This window comes from Kluyvera huaxiensis (genome assembly GCF_040149365.1).
Classification (GTDB): domain Bacteria; phylum Pseudomonadota; class Gammaproteobacteria; order Enterobacterales; family Enterobacteriaceae; genus Kluyvera; species Kluyvera intermedia_A.
The window spans coordinates 46,664-63,332 of sequence record NZ_JBEFLV010000018.1 but is presented as its reverse complement, the minus strand read 5'-3'; the positions used below and the strand labels follow the sequence as shown (position 1 = coordinate 63,332).

The 16,669-nt window shown below is 49.8% G+C and carries 24 protein-coding genes and 1 pseudogene; 17 read left to right on the top strand and 8 right to left on the bottom strand.

The features are described 5' to 3' along the window. Nucleotides 1–16 precede the first annotated feature (16 nt). Entirely contained in the window at nt 17–841 is an 825-nt protein-coding gene (locus ABOC97_RS17670; protein WP_022649924.1) for a hypothetical protein, read from the top strand. Nucleotides 842–917: 76 nt separating this feature from the next. After that, nucleotides 918–1,616, top strand: coding sequence for a lysozyme inhibitor LprI family protein (locus ABOC97_RS17665; RefSeq protein ID WP_022649925.1), 699 nt, complete (start codon nt 918–920; stop codon nt 1,614–1,616). A 55-nt stretch (nt 1,617–1,671) separates the two neighbouring features. Here ABOC97_RS17665 and ydfZ read toward each other — a convergent pair whose 3' ends face one another. After that, nucleotides 1,672–1,875, bottom strand: a complete 204-nt coding sequence (gene ydfZ / locus ABOC97_RS17660; protein ID WP_022649926.1) for a putative selenium delivery protein YdfZ — start codon at nt 1,873–1,875, stop codon at nt 1,672–1,674. 187 nt (nt 1,876–2,062) lie between these two features. Between ydfZ and ABOC97_RS17655 the strand changes: the two genes are divergently transcribed. The 4 genes from ABOC97_RS17655 (at nt 2,063) to ABOC97_RS17640 (ending at nt 4,251) form a co-directional block, all read left to right on the top strand. Next, nucleotides 2,063–2,329 (top strand): hypothetical protein, encoded by a 267-nt coding sequence (locus ABOC97_RS17655; RefSeq protein WP_022649927.1) that lies wholly within the window; start codon nt 2,063–2,065, stop codon nt 2,327–2,329. 84 nt (nt 2,330–2,413) lie between these two features. After that, entirely contained in the window at nt 2,414–2,731 is a 318-nt protein-coding gene (locus tag ABOC97_RS17650) for a DUF5983 family protein (protein ID WP_022649928.1), read from the top strand. A gap of 81 nt (nt 2,732–2,812) precedes the next feature. Next, on the top strand, nt 2,813–3,649 hold the full coding sequence (locus ABOC97_RS17645) for a GIY-YIG nuclease family protein (RefSeq protein WP_022649929.1): 837 nt from the start codon (nt 2,813–2,815) through the stop codon (nt 3,647–3,649). A gap of 83 nt (nt 3,650–3,732) precedes the next feature. Next, nucleotides 3,733–4,251 carry a hypothetical protein gene (locus ABOC97_RS17640; RefSeq protein ID WP_022649930.1) on the top strand — a complete coding sequence of 173 codons (519 nt, stop codon included), beginning with the start codon at nt 3,733–3,735 and terminating at the stop codon, nt 4,249–4,251. A gap of 1,426 nt (nt 4,252–5,677) precedes the next feature. On the opposite strand, the gene ABOC97_RS17635 is transcribed toward ABOC97_RS17640, so the two are convergent. Next, the gene (locus ABOC97_RS17635) at nt 5,678–5,920 is read right to left on the bottom strand and encodes a hypothetical protein (protein WP_022649931.1); all 243 of its coding nucleotides are present in this window, start codon (nt 5,918–5,920) and stop codon (nt 5,678–5,680) included. A gap of 231 nt (nt 5,921–6,151) precedes the next feature. Between ABOC97_RS17635 and ABOC97_RS17630 the strand changes: the two genes are divergently transcribed. From ABOC97_RS17630 to ABOC97_RS17610, 5 genes are all read left to right on the top strand, one after another. Further along, on the top strand, nt 6,152–6,367 hold the full coding sequence (locus ABOC97_RS17630) for a hypothetical protein (RefSeq protein ID WP_161496784.1): 216 nt from the start codon (nt 6,152–6,154) through the stop codon (nt 6,365–6,367). A 140-nt stretch (nt 6,368–6,507) separates the two neighbouring features. Next, the gene (locus tag ABOC97_RS17625; RefSeq protein WP_022649933.1) at nt 6,508–6,819 is read left to right on the top strand and encodes a hypothetical protein; all 312 of its coding nucleotides are present in this window, start codon (nt 6,508–6,510) and stop codon (nt 6,817–6,819) included. 127 nt (nt 6,820–6,946) lie between these two features. Continuing rightward, the gene (locus ABOC97_RS17620) at nt 6,947–7,342 is read left to right on the top strand and encodes a hypothetical protein (protein ID WP_022649934.1); all 396 of its coding nucleotides are present in this window, start codon (nt 6,947–6,949) and stop codon (nt 7,340–7,342) included. A gap of 127 nt (nt 7,343–7,469) precedes the next feature. Continuing rightward, complete coding sequence (locus ABOC97_RS17615) at nt 7,470–7,751, top strand: hypothetical protein (RefSeq protein ID WP_022649935.1); 282 nt, start codon at nt 7,470–7,472, stop codon at nt 7,749–7,751. A gap of 205 nt (nt 7,752–7,956) precedes the next feature. After that, nucleotides 7,957–8,439 carry a hypothetical protein gene (locus tag ABOC97_RS17610; RefSeq protein WP_022649937.1) on the top strand — a complete coding sequence of 161 codons (483 nt, stop codon included), beginning with the start codon at nt 7,957–7,959 and terminating at the stop codon, nt 8,437–8,439. Nucleotides 8,440–9,083: 644 nt separating this feature from the next. Here ABOC97_RS17610 and ABOC97_RS17605 read toward each other — a convergent pair. From ABOC97_RS17605 to ABOC97_RS17580, 6 genes are all read right to left on the bottom strand, one after another. Further along, on the bottom strand, nt 9,084–9,287 hold the full coding sequence (locus tag ABOC97_RS17605) for a hypothetical protein (protein WP_016051712.1): 204 nt from the start codon (nt 9,285–9,287) through the stop codon (nt 9,084–9,086). Nucleotides 9,288–9,337: 50 nt separating this feature from the next. Then, nucleotides 9,338–9,988 carry a hypothetical protein gene (locus ABOC97_RS17600; protein ID WP_022649938.1) on the bottom strand — a complete coding sequence of 217 codons (651 nt, stop codon included), beginning with the start codon at nt 9,986–9,988 and terminating at the stop codon, nt 9,338–9,340. Nucleotides 9,989–10,311: 323 nt separating this feature from the next. Continuing rightward, on the bottom strand, nt 10,312–10,839 hold the full coding sequence (locus ABOC97_RS17595) for a transcriptional regulator (RefSeq protein WP_006812523.1): 528 nt from the start codon (nt 10,837–10,839) through the stop codon (nt 10,312–10,314). Between the two features lie 4 nt (nt 10,840–10,843). Beyond that, nucleotides 10,844–11,266 (bottom strand): hypothetical protein, encoded by a 423-nt coding sequence (locus ABOC97_RS17590; protein ID WP_032623531.1) that lies wholly within the window; start codon nt 11,264–11,266, stop codon nt 10,844–10,846. 59 nt (nt 11,267–11,325) lie between these two features. Beyond that, a complete protein-coding gene (locus ABOC97_RS17585) occupies nt 11,326–11,604 on the bottom strand; it encodes a hypothetical protein (RefSeq protein ID WP_001291547.1) in 279 nt (92 codons plus the stop codon). Between the two features lie 2 nt (nt 11,605–11,606). After that, entirely contained in the window at nt 11,607–13,166 is a 1,560-nt protein-coding gene (locus ABOC97_RS17580; protein ID WP_022649940.1) for a DEAD/DEAH box helicase, read from the bottom strand. Nucleotides 13,167–13,225: 59 nt separating this feature from the next. Here ABOC97_RS17580 and ABOC97_RS17575 point away from each other — a divergent pair. The 6 genes and pseudogenes from ABOC97_RS17575 (at nt 13,226) to ABOC97_RS17550 (ending at nt 16,651) form a co-directional block, all read left to right on the top strand. After that, a pseudogene (locus ABOC97_RS17575) lies at nt 13,226–13,929 on the top strand (ParB/RepB/Spo0J family partition protein). After that, on the top strand, nt 13,929–14,597 hold the full coding sequence (locus ABOC97_RS17570) for a ParB/Srx family N-terminal domain-containing protein (RefSeq protein ID WP_000164561.1): 669 nt from the start codon (nt 13,929–13,931) through the stop codon (nt 14,595–14,597). The pseudogene ABOC97_RS17575 and the gene ABOC97_RS17570 overlap by 1 nt, the downstream one beginning before the upstream one ends. Beyond that, the gene (locus tag ABOC97_RS17565; protein WP_006812519.1) at nt 14,594–15,232 is read left to right on the top strand and encodes an ATP-binding cassette domain-containing protein; all 639 of its coding nucleotides are present in this window, start codon (nt 14,594–14,596) and stop codon (nt 15,230–15,232) included. The genes ABOC97_RS17570 and ABOC97_RS17565 overlap by 4 nt, the downstream gene beginning before the upstream one ends. Further along, nucleotides 15,225–15,479, top strand: coding sequence for a hypothetical protein (locus ABOC97_RS17560; RefSeq protein WP_022649942.1), 255 nt, complete (start codon nt 15,225–15,227; stop codon nt 15,477–15,479). Before ABOC97_RS17565 ends, ABOC97_RS17560 begins: the two co-directional genes overlap by 8 nt. Before the next feature lie 5 nt (nt 15,480–15,484). Continuing rightward, nucleotides 15,485–16,375, top strand: coding sequence for a hypothetical protein (locus tag ABOC97_RS17555; RefSeq protein WP_002211789.1), 891 nt, complete (start codon nt 15,485–15,487; stop codon nt 16,373–16,375). A 9-nt stretch (nt 16,376–16,384) separates the two neighbouring features. Continuing rightward, on the top strand, nt 16,385–16,651 hold the full coding sequence (locus ABOC97_RS17550) for a hypothetical protein (RefSeq protein WP_000176291.1): 267 nt from the start codon (nt 16,385–16,387) through the stop codon (nt 16,649–16,651). Nucleotides 16,652–16,669: the final 18 nt, after the last annotated feature.

Sequence of the window (16,669 nt, the reverse complement as noted above, 5' to 3'; positions counted from 1 at the left end):
TATCAGAGGTGAACACATGAGCGAAAACTCGAGAATTACATTCGCCAGCGTTAATCAGGCGAAGCTGCCATTTAATTTAGTGCTACAGGGGAACGAAGGAACGCCTGCCGGAACCATCAAAATCGACAAGGAGCTTGTGACGTTCGAAGGTAACTTTGATGAATCGGCGCAGGTTTTTATCGAACATCTGGCACGCCGTTGGAGCCAGCAGTGGAGAGACCTTGAGAAACGCGCCAATGAGTTCGACCGGTTCATGGACGCAATGGACACAGCAAAAGAGGCTCTGGCTGCCGGCACTCCGTTAGATCTGGAGCGCGTGGGAGGCTGCATGAAGGTCGAGAAATTAGATGTTCTTTCCTTTGTGCTGACGGATCTGGAACGTCTCGACCCGGTACGCGTAATGATTGAAAACTACGAGCCGGGTAAGGGAAGAGTCACCATAACCTGCTATGGGAAAGCGTGGACTGCCGCCTGGTTTGCGATGGGCGGTGATGATGTTCAGACATTTATTAAGCGAGTGAGTGATGATTACTTGATTGGCTGCCTCGCCCCTCAACTGCGAAGTACGGTCGGCGATGACAACGACGCAAATCTGATTTTCGTAAAGTCCGAAATCATAAAGTTGCGCAGAGAGAGGGAAATCGACGCAGAAACGGCCAGAAATATGTGGGACGAAGCTGAAAACGCTGATGACGTAAAAGAGAGTTGCTGCTGTTTCGGAGTAGGTAACGAACTGCTGAGTTTGTTTGGCGATGAACCGTGGTATGCAGGCTGGCCAACGGTGCCAAATCCAGCATACCAATACCTTGAGCGTATGTCAGAGCGGTACGTGATGGACTGAAAGTGGTTGACGATCAGTCGAGATAAGCAGTTGGTTAAGTGATATAGTCAGGCGCTTTTGTATTTATGGAGTGAATATGAAAAATATCCTACTGGCATCATTGTTGGTGGCATCGCCGGTCTCATTTGCAGCCAGCTTTGACTGCCAAAAGGCTTCGACAGAAATCGAACACAAAATCTGTGACAACGAACGCCTGTCAAAATTAGACGAACAACTTAGCGCAACCTATTCCAGCGCGCTCAAGGCTAACCCAGAAAATGCAGATACCCTAAAGACGGTTCAACGACAGTGGGTAAATATGCGTGGAAAACTCACTGATGATAAGGCTCTGGAGCTGGCTTATCTTATCCAAATTAATGGTCTCAATGGCTTAGGTGTTCCGGCCGCTACAGCAGCGGTCAATGAGACACCGAAGCCGACGCAGAAACAGCCTGAAGTTCAGGAAAAGACAAGCAAGGCAGACGCAAAGCCGGCCAAGAAAGGTAATGAGCTAACTCTGGAATCATTCCGGGCTAAGTATATTGAGGTCAATGGTGAGTACTACAGTACGACATCTCTTCCCAGAGGGAGTTCGTTTTTGTTCACCTGCGCCAGTCGCATTGCTGACGACCAGGTAAATGTCTGGAAGAAGCACGCAGCAAAAGAGGGCAAGATCGACCTTTTCTTTGAGCTTGAGAATCGCATACACACCGCGATGTTGAATGCCAATTTTCAGCAGCTGAATAGTGATTTAACTAAAACAGGCATTTGCGATCTGATTACCGCTGTGCCATAAGACAGATAAGGCCACTAATTGTGGCCTTAAACAATTTGTTTTATTGATGGTGAAATCAATGGAACCCCAGGCGAACTAAATCCATTGGGCAGAACAGACCTTCCACACCTTCGATAGACACGCAGTCAGAGCGGCGTAATTGTTCTTCTGATTTGCCTTCTCCACAGATTTCCCTGATGACTCCCGTTGCACCATTCGTTGCCACCATCACCCGGCTGCCGGCAGTGATAGCGTTACGGTTGCGATCATAGGTCTTCATCGTTTCCTCCTTTCACATGGGTCAAATCAGGTCTCAAACGTTGTCGTTTTCCATGTATGTGCAATTACCGAAATCTCAAGTGCCGAAACAAATTGTTTTCACCACCTAGTTATTTAATTAACCATCAAAGTTGATTCATTGCATCTAAAATACTACTGTTTATACATACAGTATTGGGGTGTGTGAAATGGGCAGAGAAAATTCCAAATATGTGATCGTCTACAGGGGAGAAGTGCTCAAGTACTTAATACCTGGACAGTTCGTTTTCTTCCAACGTAAAAAAGAATACGGCGGTGGATTCTGGCTTGGTAAAACGCATGAGAACGGGTTCGAGTTTGTGCTGGAACAACCCACTTCACTTAGTTACGGGCTTGCATATCTGATCAGACTGTCTAGTGTTGAAGCCAGACATATGGAGTTCGTGGACGACATAGATGACTTTAAATTGACCTAATTACCCCTTAAACATTTTGTTTTCAGCCTTTTGTTATCTGAGATAATAACGAATATAAGAAAACAATTTGTTTAAGGAGTTGGTATGTTGAAGTTCACGGAAGTCTACAAAACGGCAGTGATCAGCACCGCCCACGTAACGGCAGCGGATTCAGAGCGGCTACCCATTGCCTGCTTCGACCCACTTACCGATCGCGGGTTGAATTGGGTACACGGTACACAGTACGGCTGGATTGTTCGTGCTGGAATGCGTGGCAGTGACTGGAAAGAAGAGCTAAGTGAATACGGCATTTCGAAAGAGGCGATCTCCAACATACAGGCCATACTGGATGCCGGCTTTGACGCGGTGCAATTCGATTGCGACGCCGAGCTGGTGGATGGGCTGCCTGCATGGGACTGGTAATTGCTTGTTCCGAGTGGACAGATCGGCTCTCTGTGTGAGATACAAGACGGCAGAGTCGATCTAATCAGGGACACTTTATGCATGGAACTATTCCAGTACCTTCAGTCGCGATACCCGCCGCTGACCCCACAGAACTGCAAAATTCATTTAGCTAGCACCAACGAGTATAAAGAAAACCCGATAACGGAGTTCGTAAACAAGACGTTTGATAGTTGGCAATGTCTACAGAAGCATAAAAGCTTTGATAGAACTTATGTTGTCTCACTCATTCAGACTGAAGATAAGGAACGATTTCTCTATGCCGGGACCTATATCAAGAAGGGGTGTAGTCTGACGGCATCTCATTATGTCCCAGGTCGGAATGAAACATACAATCTCTATCAACTGACCCCTGTTACTGAACTGGATGAATATCGTGGGCGTATGTACGTTCGCACGGCTCGTCCTCGCAACTTTATCCTGAAAGGTGAGACGCTAGCTGGGACGATGCAAATCGTCGAGATCTCCCCTGTTTGTCTCTCGTTTGGTGAGTTTCCCGGCTACAAAAACGTGGTACTGGATAGAGTCAGTCTGGGAGCCATCATCCGGCAGGAGCTAAAATCGTGGAAAACAGCGCTGAGTATTGTCAAAGGCATTTACCTGCTAACCGATGTCGATGGAGAGAAGCTGTATGTTGGCCAGGCTAACGGCAAAGACGGAATATGGGGAAGATGGAAGACCTACTTTACGACGGGACACGGTGGGAACGCCGGACTGATTGAAGCGTTCGGTACCTGCGACGAGGAACGGCTCAAAAACGTCACGTTTTCCATTCTGGAGATCATGGACAACAACAGCGACAAACACGAAATCAACAGGCGTGAAAAACATTGGAAAAGTATCCTGCTTTCGCGCTCAATAGGTCACAACCGGAACTGAGCACCGGTGAGTTCGGATTATGGTTTTGTTTGCGAATATAAGAAAACAAGTTAATAACACCGATAAGTAAACAAGGAGAGTCAATGAATTTTCGTTTGACCTGTGCTTTCGCGTTGGGCATATCGTTTTCCGCAGCGGCTGCTGAAAGCACAGATGAATTGATACGCACAGCGCCACCGGCAGGACGCGATACCATGCTGCTCTGCAACGCAGAGCTTCTTTCAGGCAAAACCGCGACCCAATTGTCTGGAAAAGCCTACCTAGAAGGCGTGGGAGAGCAGATCTTGTTTGCGATAATCCCAACCACTAAATCTGACGAATACATGCAGGCATTTTTCAGCGCTTGGGGATTCACGCCATTTGGACAGGTCGAAAGCCGCGAGCAATTCCACAACTGGGCACTGATTCATCTTGGACGGCAAAATCTCGTTCGTGGGAAGACTTCCGATTACACCTTCGTTAATGCTACGCCACAGGACAACATCGATTTTCAGATGCGGGATATCCTCCGCTTTTACGACTGTCAAAACCAGAATGCACGTCCTGACTGGACCCGACAAGAATCCGCCACCCAAAAACACTTCAATGGGAATGTCTATTAGACATTGAGCCAGGACTATCAATCCATTGACATTGGCGGTCACAAATTGAGGATTTCTATAAGAGTCCGTTGATCGCCACTTTCCCCACCCTTCCAACCTACCCCAGCCCAGGCGTGACAAGGCATTTAAGTCAATTACACTCATAAGAAAACAAATAAATAACACATCAACGAAATGTCAACGATTTCCCCTGATTTGGTCTAAAAAGTTGACGTTTTCGCACGCCATCTCTTATACCCAAAATCCTGCGCACCAGAACCCATCTCCCTGCGACCAAAACGTCAAAAACGACTCGTGATACCACCCAAAAATAGACATGCTCAGAAGCGCTCCCGTTGCGTTGTATTGGATATCTAAACAAGTTGTTTTCAGGTACAGGAAAACAAGTTAACCACACCCACAGGAAACCCAGAGACGCCATTACCCAAAATCCCGGAAACACCCACCTCTTCCTGTCAGGCTACCGGAAAGACCCACCTCTTTGCCCCAGGCTACAGACCACCCACCTAATCTTCCCAGGCAATCGAGAACGCAGCTCGCGCACGCAAACCCCGAGACGCCATTACCCAATACACGGAGAAGAACAGCCAGAACGAAACCCCGGACAAACCAAGACCAGAACAGAACCGTCGCAATCTCGCTTACCCACTATTACCCCGAAAGATTACGCAAATTCCTGAATAGCAGGGAACGCCATTACTTCATATGCGGAGAACAACAAAAGCGCCCTACTGCCATTACCCACACTTCCATCATTTCACGTAAACGAAGAGAAAAGCGCACCTGCCATTACTCCATACACGGAGAAGAACACTCACCAAAACGACGAGAACGACCCAGACGAAAACACAGAGAAGAGCCACCTCAAGAAGAACGAAACCACATACGCCGGTAGAGAGAACAAACCTCCCGTTTCACCCAAAGAAATACTCGCCGTATAGAGCGTTATCAGGGGGGAGGTATACGCCCCCATAAGAGGGAGAATTAGAGGTAGGTATAAGTGGGAAGGGGAAGAGGGGGATCGCTACTTCCTCCGTAGAAATTCAAGCCATAGTTTTCATCCCCCGTGACGTCCATTTTCACCCCTTCGGTCAGCCTTCGGGCCATCCAGGGAAAAGGTCATGTCCCTTTTCAGGAACGGGAGCGTCGCCGCAGGGAAAAGGCTGGAGGTTTTCAGGGAAACGGTGGGAATCCCGCTATACGAACCGGGAAAAGGCTGGCTGCCGGTCGGGGAACGGGTACATCCCGGTACAGAGAGAGGGACGACTGCGGGAGTATGCCTTATTCCTCATTCACCTGAAGAGTGCGGGAAATGGTGAATCCCGCAGTTAAGCGTTGAGACCAGATCAGCTTCGCACGCTCATGTCGGGAAGCCAGATCTAGTGTAAAGGGTTACGGGTTTTGGTGGCGAAATCGCCGATGACGCTTATTCGAAAATCTCACTGCCCTGATTCGCATCGTCCCTGTTGTCCCACAAATCATCGAGCGCCTCTTCTCTTGTCCCGAAGGGGCCGGAGACGACAGGTGCGTCTGAACTGGTGTCGTCCAGCTCTGTATAAATCTGACCGTTGGTCAAAATGATGCGTCCGACAGAGATACCGCCATGTAGCAGTTCGCCTCTCTCGACGTCGATGCTGAAGTAACCGTCTGTGTAGTTGTTAGTGCTCATCACATTCCCTCTGAGTTAGCCAGATACATACATAGCAATAAATCGACACAAACACATCAGCCTTTAATGAATACTTTTTCCCCGCTTTCTTATTGCGATAATAACAACAACAAGAAAACAACATGTTTATTTAACGGAGATAAGCGCATGACCATTTTCATTTGCCAGCACTGTGGCCGCGAGTATGAAGGCGCTACAGTTTGCGCCTCTGACGATTGCCCGGGGAATGAAATTAAGATGCCTGTGCTGGTGGAGGTATGGAGTGTGGATTCGCTGGCCGAATGTCTGGATGCTGTAGGGCCGGAACTGCACCGCAAGCTATGGTCGTTCGTCCCGGCAGAAGGGGAATCGCCCAAAGGGAAGGATATCTGGCACCTGCTCAGTGAAGATGAACAGCGGGAGCTGGTGGACGCGGTACACATTGAGTTCCCGGACGACGAAGATTAAGAGTGAGGCCACCAGCACGGTGGCTTTTTGCTGTTTGCAACCTCCGGGGCAGCGCAGCGCCGTAACGCTATGCTTTGTAGCCGTTTTCTCGCTGGTATTATTTACACCAACAAGAAAACAAGTTGTTTACGGAGTGAATTATGAAAAACGCGATGATCACCAAACTGAGTGCGGGCCAGCCACGTAAAGAAAAGCCAACCGCAATGAGCCAGCTGACCCTGCTCGATATCATCGCCAACGGCACTGCTATTCGCCTGTTCAAAGAGACGCTGGTCTCGTTCGACAATGGTTCCCGCACGCGTTACGTCATGAGTGTGCGTCGCCAGAGTGGAAGAGGGTGGATGGCAAAACAGATTATCTGGCCGGAAGGAGAGCTGGAACAGGCGCTACTGGAGGCGAACAAAGCAGCCCAGCAAGAAATCCAGCGTGCCTCTCTACTGGCGACAGCCTGACATGTGCAAAAGCGATTAGTCGACCCTACGACAGCCCCGTTCATCCTTCGGGGCTTTTTTAGTCTCCTGTATTGTAAGTACATACCTATGACAATAATATAGGTTAGTCAACTACAGGGAGATAAAGATGACTGTTTTACGCGAAAATCTTGTGCTGGATTTACATTATGCGTCCGAAACCACCTTCGGCGAGAAAGTTGCCAAACTGACCGTCGTTCTGCGTGACAACACTACCGGAACGGAGGTTCACACCAGCACCTTAGTGCGCGAGGGGGAAGGTGAAAGTGCGGTATACACCGTAGGTTATCAGAACATCAGCAACGCAACCGACCCGCTGCTGCTAAAGCTGGAAGCGTACTTCCGCACCGCGGACAAGGCGATGTTCGATAAGCTGATGACCAGAGTAGATAAGCTGTTTACCTCCGATTTGAACTCTAACAGCACCTGGATGGGTCAATACGGTCTGCGTATCGTTTCCAGCGCGATGGTAGACGAATTTATTCCCGAAAGCGTGTTTGAATAATCCCTTCCAATGGCGCGTATCCCGCGCCATTTTCTTATCCCCGATAACAAAATGTTTTTTGCCTTATCCACACTGCGATAATTACACCAACTAGAAAACAAGATGTTTACGCATGGAGGATATGCACATGACCGATTTCACTATCTCCCCTAAAGCTGAAAACGTATGGCTGGAATCCTGGCTCGACCTGTCGCCGGAAGAGCAGCAGGAAATGGATCACGTTGAACAGGACGAACAATTTGATGCCCGCTTCTTCCGCTTTGAAGACAGCGTTTATGACATTGCCGACTTCATGCGCGATGACCGCTTCCCGGACTGGCACGCAGGATACCCATTAAATGCTTTCGCCATGCTGATGATCCGCGTGGATGGCTCCGGCGATACCATCGACGTCGGTCTGCTCCACTAAGAAAACGAGGCCACCCATGCTGGTGGCCTTAAATGACCATCCTGTTTCCCGCAGGCTAAAAACATCCACCTCTTACCGCCAGGCTACCGAGCACCCCTCCGACTCCCTGCCGGCCACCAGCTGCCGGAACAGAGCGCTTGGACGCCTTATGCGCGTAGCGATAATTAAACCAACAAGAAAACAAGTTGTTTAAAGGATTATCACCATGAATTTTATCGCTACTGTTAACACCCCTGCGCATGGCCATATTTCTGTGACGTTCTCTGAGAACGAGAAAAGCGTGCTGGACGCCTGGCGTGACAATGTAACCATCGAGCTGTCCGGGAAAGAGAAACAGCAGATCACCAATGACATAATCTGCAACCGTCGCCATAAGCGCGTATTTGAGAAAGCGTATGTCTCCACCTCCGGATTTGGCGTATTCATCTTCCCGGTGCGCAGCGGTCGCTTCTGCCAGTCAAAACTCATCGAGTTCGCCACGCAGATCGCGCTATGGGTTAAAACAGAATCCGGGTTCGACTTCAGCGAACAGGAAGCAGTGGGGGAGGGGATGCGCATCGCCAACAATGCCATCAAGTGCAAAAACGTCACCTACGAAGCAGGAATCGACTCGTGGAGTGTCTCGTGCGGGGAATACGTGAAAGAGGTGTACGGAAAGAACCGCATTCACATCATGGCTGGCAAGTAAGAGGGGAGGGGCCGGAAACGCCCCTTTCTTTTCGTCCACCATCTGCCGCAGGGAATTTCAGAAACGGCCAGAGAGCTGTCCGGGGAACCGAAGGGAAACGGTCAGGAAATTTTCGGGAAACGGCTGGGTTTGCCTTTATGTAGAAAACAGAGCGGGAGAAGCCCAGAATCGCGCCAGAAATTGCGTAGCGGCGCTGGGGTAACGCTGGTGGAGTTTCAGCCCCTGAGCCATCCAGATAGCTTTCGCTATGTGATTATGTGAATCCGTGGGTAAACCACTGCAAGCGCGTACACGTCGCGCCAACGTGCCAATGATACGCAAGCGCCCACGGATAGCGCCAACATTGCCGACACGTCCCGAAGGATAGCGCGGATCACGTCGCCAGCTATCGCCAGACGATCACGCCCACGACACGACAAAATAATCCACGCGCTAAAACGCTGTAAAACGCGCTATAACGTGTTTTTTATTGTGGGTAATGGGTATGTACCACCACACATAAAAACGCGTTAAATTGGCGCGTTTATGGCGCTTATTTTTGGTCTGTTTTGGCTGACTTCAGACAATAAAAAACGCGCCAACAATGGCACGTTATGATGTGCGGATCTTGAAACGAAAAAAGCGCCCACTATGGGCGCTATTGCTTAAATGCTGTTTTGCAGTTTTCCGATCATTTCAGACAAGCGCAAATATTCACGCTTGCGCTTACAGTCTCTTTTGCTGTTAAGCAAATCAGAAAACGTAAAATTTAATTTGTCACGTTGCGCTTTTAAGTCGTCGATTAATTCAAGTTTATAAGCGCGATATTTTGCGCGATATTCCGCGCGGATCTGGTCATAACTAATCATGATTTTTATCCTTAAAAATAGCGCCCATAGTGGGCGCTATATCCATCTAATTACGCTTTGAAAGCATCAGCCAGATAGTTATAAAAATCATTCTTGATAAAGCGATATTGCTGAGATCCGTTTTTAGCAGCGCCCATTCCTTTGATCTTCTCGACCAGTCCGAGACGTTCACAAAGATTAATCAGCTGGTTGGCTTGAGTGTAGCCAGCGTCTAATTTAATTTCATTTTCTTTTTTGGCTTCATTCATCAAATCGAAAACAGCGCCATTTGTGAATGTCTCCATTTCATCATTAATCATTTCGATTAATGCGAATACGCGAGATCCGGACATATCAGCGACGGAATAAACGCATTTACCAGACTTGATAGATTTAACCAGATAAACCAATTTTTCGAGTGAATAGCTATTGGTCATAGCTTCGCGGAAAAACACTTCTGGCGCTTGTTTGCTTGCTTTAATCGCGTAGTAAAAGACACCAGCTAATTTCTCATCATTAACAGCGTTTAAAACGTTGTTGGTGAAGTATGCAAGTTTGGTAGTCGCTGCAAGCATGTTAGCTTTATCTGCTTTTGTGTGCGTACCATTCTGATAATGATTGTTATAAGTCTGAGTAGCATTATTGGCTGCAACTTGTAATTCATTAGCGATAACTACAGCAGCGTCGATGATGGATTTTTTAGAGATAGCAACGTTAGACATGATATTAATCCTTATGTAATATTGATAACTTAATTTGTTATTTGTTTATCGTTAGCGTGTTCGCTTTCGATGTGACTAATTATCGATATACAGAAATTAAAATCAAGAGTTTTTTACGCGGGAACGAAAAAAATTTTTCTTCAATAAAAATCAAAGTCTTAGAAATAAATCGCGTTTTCTCGAAGGTGTTGCCTAAATAAATTCCCTATTCGGTCATTCACCCTTATATATTTAAAGCGGAATCGGGATTAGGGGAAATAAATATAACGGGAAGTGACACATAAAATAATAACCGGACTTAGCCGGTTATTACCCTTATAGATTTAAAACGGTAAAATCCGTTCGACCCAATCGAACATGACGACTGTCTTCCGACCGTCCCCCATGTTGAGCGTGACCTGGCAAGCGTCAACGCCTGAAGACACCCCCTCAATTTCACGGCCATCCGCCATGTAGACCCTTATAGACTTCTGCATCTCATGAGCCTGGCGACAAATTTTGAAGAAATCACGGCGAGATGGCCGATTGTCCACATAGTCTGGGTGTACCGTTGTCCGACCCGTGAAATCGTGCGCAATGCCTTCTGTCACACCTGATTCAATCGTACTGATTCGCTCAAGTGGGAGCCTTATACGATTTTCTTTGTCGAACGGGGCAGGGCAAAGATCGACTTTGTTGCGCGACGACATGAGACCCTGAACGTACATGCAGAACACCTGACCATCTTCCATCGTGACCCTTACAGGAATGAGAGACTTACGCCAGAACATCAGCGCCTTCTCCACGTTGGTGTAATCGCGCGGCCAGACTTCTGCAGGAATCCCGTAGGTGATGTCAGTAATATTCGTCATATCGTCACAGTGTCGTTGGTAGGATATCGATGTCACCTGCGTTGCTGGTGAACACCCGGAAGACTTTCGTCTCGCCAGCTTTGGTGATGGTCTCGCGTTCCTGACGAGCAGGGTTCAGTGCGCACAGCCCGGTGCCTTCCAGTGAAGCGCCAACAATCCATTGCCCGGCATCAAGATGGAACGTCGCTTTTTCACCGGTCTCAAGTTTCGCAACCGTCTCACCATTGATGAAGATGGACGCGTCACAGCCCGCACCTATCATACCTTTGTCCCTCATAACCACCAGCGTGGTTGGTGCAGACGTCTGGTATTTGAAAACTCTGGCCTGCGGCGCCGGTTTTGCATCGGCTACAGACACAGGGCGGGATGAACATGCACTCAGGAGTAAAACGGGGATGGTAATCAGTGGAAGTAGAACGTGTTTCATGGCTTGAACTAAATCCTTATCACTTCAACGAACAAGGCGTCTTGCGACGCCCTTAATGCTTAATCGAGACGTTTGAGAATATCGGCCAGATCTTCTTTGGTCATGCCAGAGGATTCGTAAATCTTCATGACCTTTTCACGGGCCTTTGCAGAAGCCTCTAATGACGTAGCTGCCTTATCAAAATCAGCCATCGTCATGTTGGACAGCACCAGATTGATGATGTCTGCCTTTGACAGCTTAATATTGCGTTCACGCAGTCGATTCTGAAAGGTTTCCAGCTTGTCGTTTGCTTTTTCGGTTAACTGAACCTGGCAGTGTATAGCGCGTTTCTCGCTCATGCTTACTCTCTATTCAAAACAGTGAAATCGAATGTGCCACCCACCGGCAAAACGCCCTCGGCAAACCCAGGCGTCGTATCGATAATGTGCTTCCGCTCATATGAATGTGACATGAGGTATTTGTTGCTCACGTCGATGAAGTCGGTGATAAAGCACACGTTAGCCTGATTCTTTTTGGCTCGAAGACCGCGACCAACACGTTGGCGCATCTCAACTTCGGCTTTGCCGCCACCACCCAGAATCACTGCCCCTACGCTTGGAACGTCGACACCAACATCCAGAATGGTTGAACCAATCAGAACATCTATCTTGCCTGCCGCCAGACTGTTGAGCTTTGCTTGTCGGGTAGTCTGGTTTGATTCTCCGTAGATGAAATCGACCTTCAGGCCGCTTTCCTTCATCATTTCCATCAAAATCTGACCATGACGCTTCAAACGAACCAGCGTCATACAGTTCAGACCGTGACTTTTGTACATTAACGCTTCGCGCACAATAGCCTCGTTGCGGCCCAGATTGTAAACGATGCCTAACTGATAGGCTTTCTGGTAAGCCGTACTCATTCCAACCCGAAAGTTCAGGTGTTTCGAAGCAAGTTCGGCCCTAATCCGCACCTCGTCTGGAGTGTACGCGATTTTATGATATAGAAAGTATGGTTTCGCTAAAATACCTCGATCGATCAAATATTTCTCCGTTACCTTTATCTCAATGCGGCCGGCAACGGCCATGAGACGCATATTTGCCTCGGTCGAGTCCTTCATGAACGGCGTAGCTGTCAGCGCCAGACGGTAATCGGCATTGATGCACAACCTGGCGATATCGTAGAAGTTTGAACCAGATGATTCGTGTGCCTCTTCCAGAATCAGCAGAGAAACGCTGGACAGAAAGCGCTTAACCAGTTCCCGGCGCTTCAGGTGGTACTGTTTTTTCTCCGGTGATGCGTCGCGCGGTGGTTCTTCGAGAAAACTGGCCAGGGTCTGCACCGTGGCAACGTTGATATGGCGCGAGACCTGGAACTCACCAGATCCAATCACCCCAACTTTCTGACCTTTCAACCACGGCTCGCCATTCTCCGCGCGGTAGTCGATGGATTTCTGGAAGTTCTCTGCCATCTGGAACATCAGAACCGAGCGCGTGGTTAAAAACAGCGTCATACGACCAATGCGAGCAGCTGCCTTACACGCTACGTTCGATTTACCGCCACCCGTCGCAATCTGGGCAATCATCATCCCTTCGCGCACCAGTGTTTCCACAGTCTGATCCTGATACGCATAGTCCGGGTTATACGGGAATGGGTTAACTACCGGGTTCGGCTTGCCAAGCGCGGGGGCTTTTTCCTTGCGCACATGCACGCATTTGATGCCAGCTTTCAGAAGGTTGGCCGCTACTGGCTTCGCAAACCCAGCCGGGAACGCGTTTTTGCTCCAGTTGAACATCGTGCTGGTTCCTTTCCAGTCACCAGCCTCCACTTCATAGCTCAACATCTCCTGAACGAGCCGTTTCACGTTGTCATCAGCGCCAGAAATCAGCGCATTGACTGCATTCGATACAATCCGAACTGTCATAAACCTCTTTCCTTCGTGCCTTTTGTATGGTAATTGGCTATTATAGTAAGTAAGTACTTATACAATGGATTGTATCAGAATTATGGATGTGAAAATTACGATTCTGCAGGTGGAAGTCGCGAACCTGCGTCCGAATCCCTGGAATACCAACTCCGTTGGGGCGCAAAACTTCGAAAAACTGAAAGGCTCTATCGAAAAATTGGGCTTTTTTAAGCCAATTCTGGCGCGGGAGCTGGACGGGGGCGTTTTTGAGATCCTCGGTGGCGAACACCGCTGGCGTGCCGCGATGGAGCAGGGCATTTCAACGGTCCCCGTCATCTCCGTGGGCAAAATTAACGACCTGGTGGCCAAACAGATGTCCCTGGTCGATAACGAGCGCTACGGCGAAGACGATCAGGTCGCTTTGCAGCGCTTAATCGAAGAAATCCAGTCTGAAATCGACTACCGGTTGTCCGATATCGCCCCGTATGACGACGAAATGGCGGCAACACTCGCCAAAGCGTCCGTTATCGATCTTGAAGCGCTGGAAGCGCTCTCCCGTGGCGATGACGAGTCGGTCGATGAGGACAAACGCGAGAAAACCGAGCGAGTCGGCGCTGAACACCAGACGATGCGCTTCAAGGTGACGTTTGATGCGTCAGATCGCGTCGCCGACACCATCAAAACCATCATCAAAGAGCAGGGGATCAATACCGGTAACGAAATGGAGAACGCCGGGGAAGCCCTGGTGTGGCTGGTCGACTACTACAAGGAGCGTATGTAATGACCAAAAACTTTGAAATCGTCTATCGAAACCCGGCAGAACTCATCCCGTATGAGATGAACGCCAAAAAACATGACGAACAGCAGATCCGCGATCTGGCGGCCGCCATCAAAAAGCGCGGTTTTGACCAGCCGATCACGGTCGACAAGCACGATGTCATCATTACTGGCCACGGTCGTCGCGAGGCGGCACTTCTGGCTGGTCTGGAGCGTGTGCCGGTCATCGTTCGCGACGATCTGAGCGAAGAAGAAGTGAAGGCGAAGCGTCTGGAAGACAACCGCCTGGCCAGTATTGACTACGACGCCATCAAATTGCAGCAGGAACTGGAATCCCTGGTGCTGGGCGACGTCGAGGTCTTCGGTTTTGAAGAGCGCGAGCTGAACGTGCTTGTCGGCAGCATGACCGAAGAGATGGAAACCGGCTCTCTGGTGCTCGATCTGGGCGAAGAGACGGAACGCCAGAAAGAAGAGCACACCGAGATCAGTCGCGAAGTGGCCTCTGAAGAAGTCCGCGTCATCGACGTATTGGGCTTTAAAACGCTCCCTGCTGGCTCTGCCATTGTGGTTGGGGATTTGCTTGCCCACATGGAAGAAATCACGGGAGAGAGCGGGGTAGACGCTTTCGTGGCGTATGCGGAGAAAGTTTCTTCTGGGGAGCTGGCTGCATGAGCAAATACACCATCAACGTATCGTTTCAGACCCGCGTGAATAAAACCACGCGCACGCTGGAGATTGCCGAATCGTTCGGTCTTGGCCTGGACGAAAAAGAGTGGACGCTTTACGACAATCTGGAGCTGGAAGTGAAGCAGGGCGATGTGGTGTACATCACCGGCCAATCCGGTTCCGGTAAATCCGTTGTGCTGCGCGAGCTGCAACGCCAGATGAAGGATGAAGGGCTTTCTGTAGCCTCCATCGATGACTTTACCTTCGACAATGAGGTTAACGTCATCGACCAGCTGGGCAAAACCACCAGCGAAGCGCTGGGGCTGCTGTCTATGGCCGGATTGAATGACGCCTATCTATTCGTGCGCAAGCCATCCGAGATGTCTGACGGCCAGAAATACCGTCTCAAGATCGCCAAGCTGATCGAGTCAGGCGCCAAAGTCTGGGCAGCCGACGAATTTGGCGCTGTTCTCGACCGTGTAACCGCCCAGGTTGTGGCGTCGAACCTCCAGCGTGCCGCCCGTAAGGTTGGTGCGACGGTAATGGTGGCGACGACCCACGAAGACCTGAAGAACGCGCTGCGCCCGGATATGCAGATCACCAAGCACTACAAAGAACGCGTGAAGGTGGAATATGCCTGATTTGAAGATCGTAGAGCTGAAGCCATCGAAAGAGGCTGACAACAACAACGTTGAAGTCATCCGCCTGCTGGAAGAAGCACTCCAGTACGCCAGAGAAGGCAAAAGCCAGAGCCTGGCGCTGCTGATGATCAACAACGACGGCAATGTTCTGGATTGCTGGCATAACGGTGGGCGTCCATACGTCATGGTCGGGGCGATGGAATCGCTTCGCCTGGACTTCATCAATGCCAATATCGAGCGCAGGTGATCGACATGACAGACATCATCATCAAACGCTACCGCCCGGAAGAGTTCCCGCGTCATCTGGACTTTCTGGAGCGTATGACCGTTACCAAAGGCACGGTTGAAGACTGGCACGCGCTGAAGTCGCTGCACTACAAGACGGATGGTAAGCCGTTCGCGCCAACGTATTATCGCTGCGAACTGGACGACCGGCTGGTGGGCGTCGTGGTTATGGCTTACCCGAAACTGCTGCTGGCGCCTCGCCATCGCATGTTTCCTAAGCTGAAGCCAACCACCAATACCACCGTGGCCAACCAGTATTGGGGCCGGTACGTGAACAACAACTTTGCGGTGATCAGCCGTTCCGTTGTTGACACTCAGTACCGCGGTGTCGGCGTCTCCTATCGTATGATTAACCTGGTTAGCAGGATGCACGACCGGCCAATCATCGAGATCCAGTCGTCGATGAGCAAATACAACCCGTTCGCCATGAAAGCAGGGTTCCAGTTCATCCGTCCGGAGCGTCCGAAGAGCTATGAGAGTGCGTTGCGCGTCTTCCAGCGTCATTTCCGTTCCGACCCTGGCGACAACGAAGCGATCGTCAAAGAGCTGTTCGCCATGAGTGAGTCTCGCCGCCGTCGTGCGCTGCGTGATCTGGTTGCCGACTACCACAAGAACAGTTCACTGGCCAAAGCCGGGCGTAACCGAGGCACTACCATTCAGGACATTGCCGACAGCCTGGTGGATGAAGCCAGCATCGTGAAGCTACTCAAAGATATTCATAACCTGAGCTTCACCTCACCGTTATATGGGGTGTACCGCAACCCGGATTTTGGTCGTCAGCTGCCGGACACGCTGCCACTGCTGGCATTCGACAAACAGCCTTTGAATAAACCTCTTGAAATTGCATTACCGGCATAAGGATTTGCCATGACGTTGACCGACAAACAAAAAGACATCATCAAAACCATCAATTTAGGCCATGAGCGTGGGCATCTGCTCGATCTGGACGAGCTGCTTGAAGTGCTGCCGTACAAAACGACCAAACAGAGTATGCAGTTCTCTATCCGCGCACTGGTGAAAAAGGGGCTGGTGGAGAAAGGAATGTGCCGCCAGCGCGGAGATTCCGGCTACCACCGTCGCACGCTGGGACTGACCACGTTAGGTCGTGCCCGAGCCAAATTACTGGTGATGTAAGTCGGTCTGGGAGCCAGT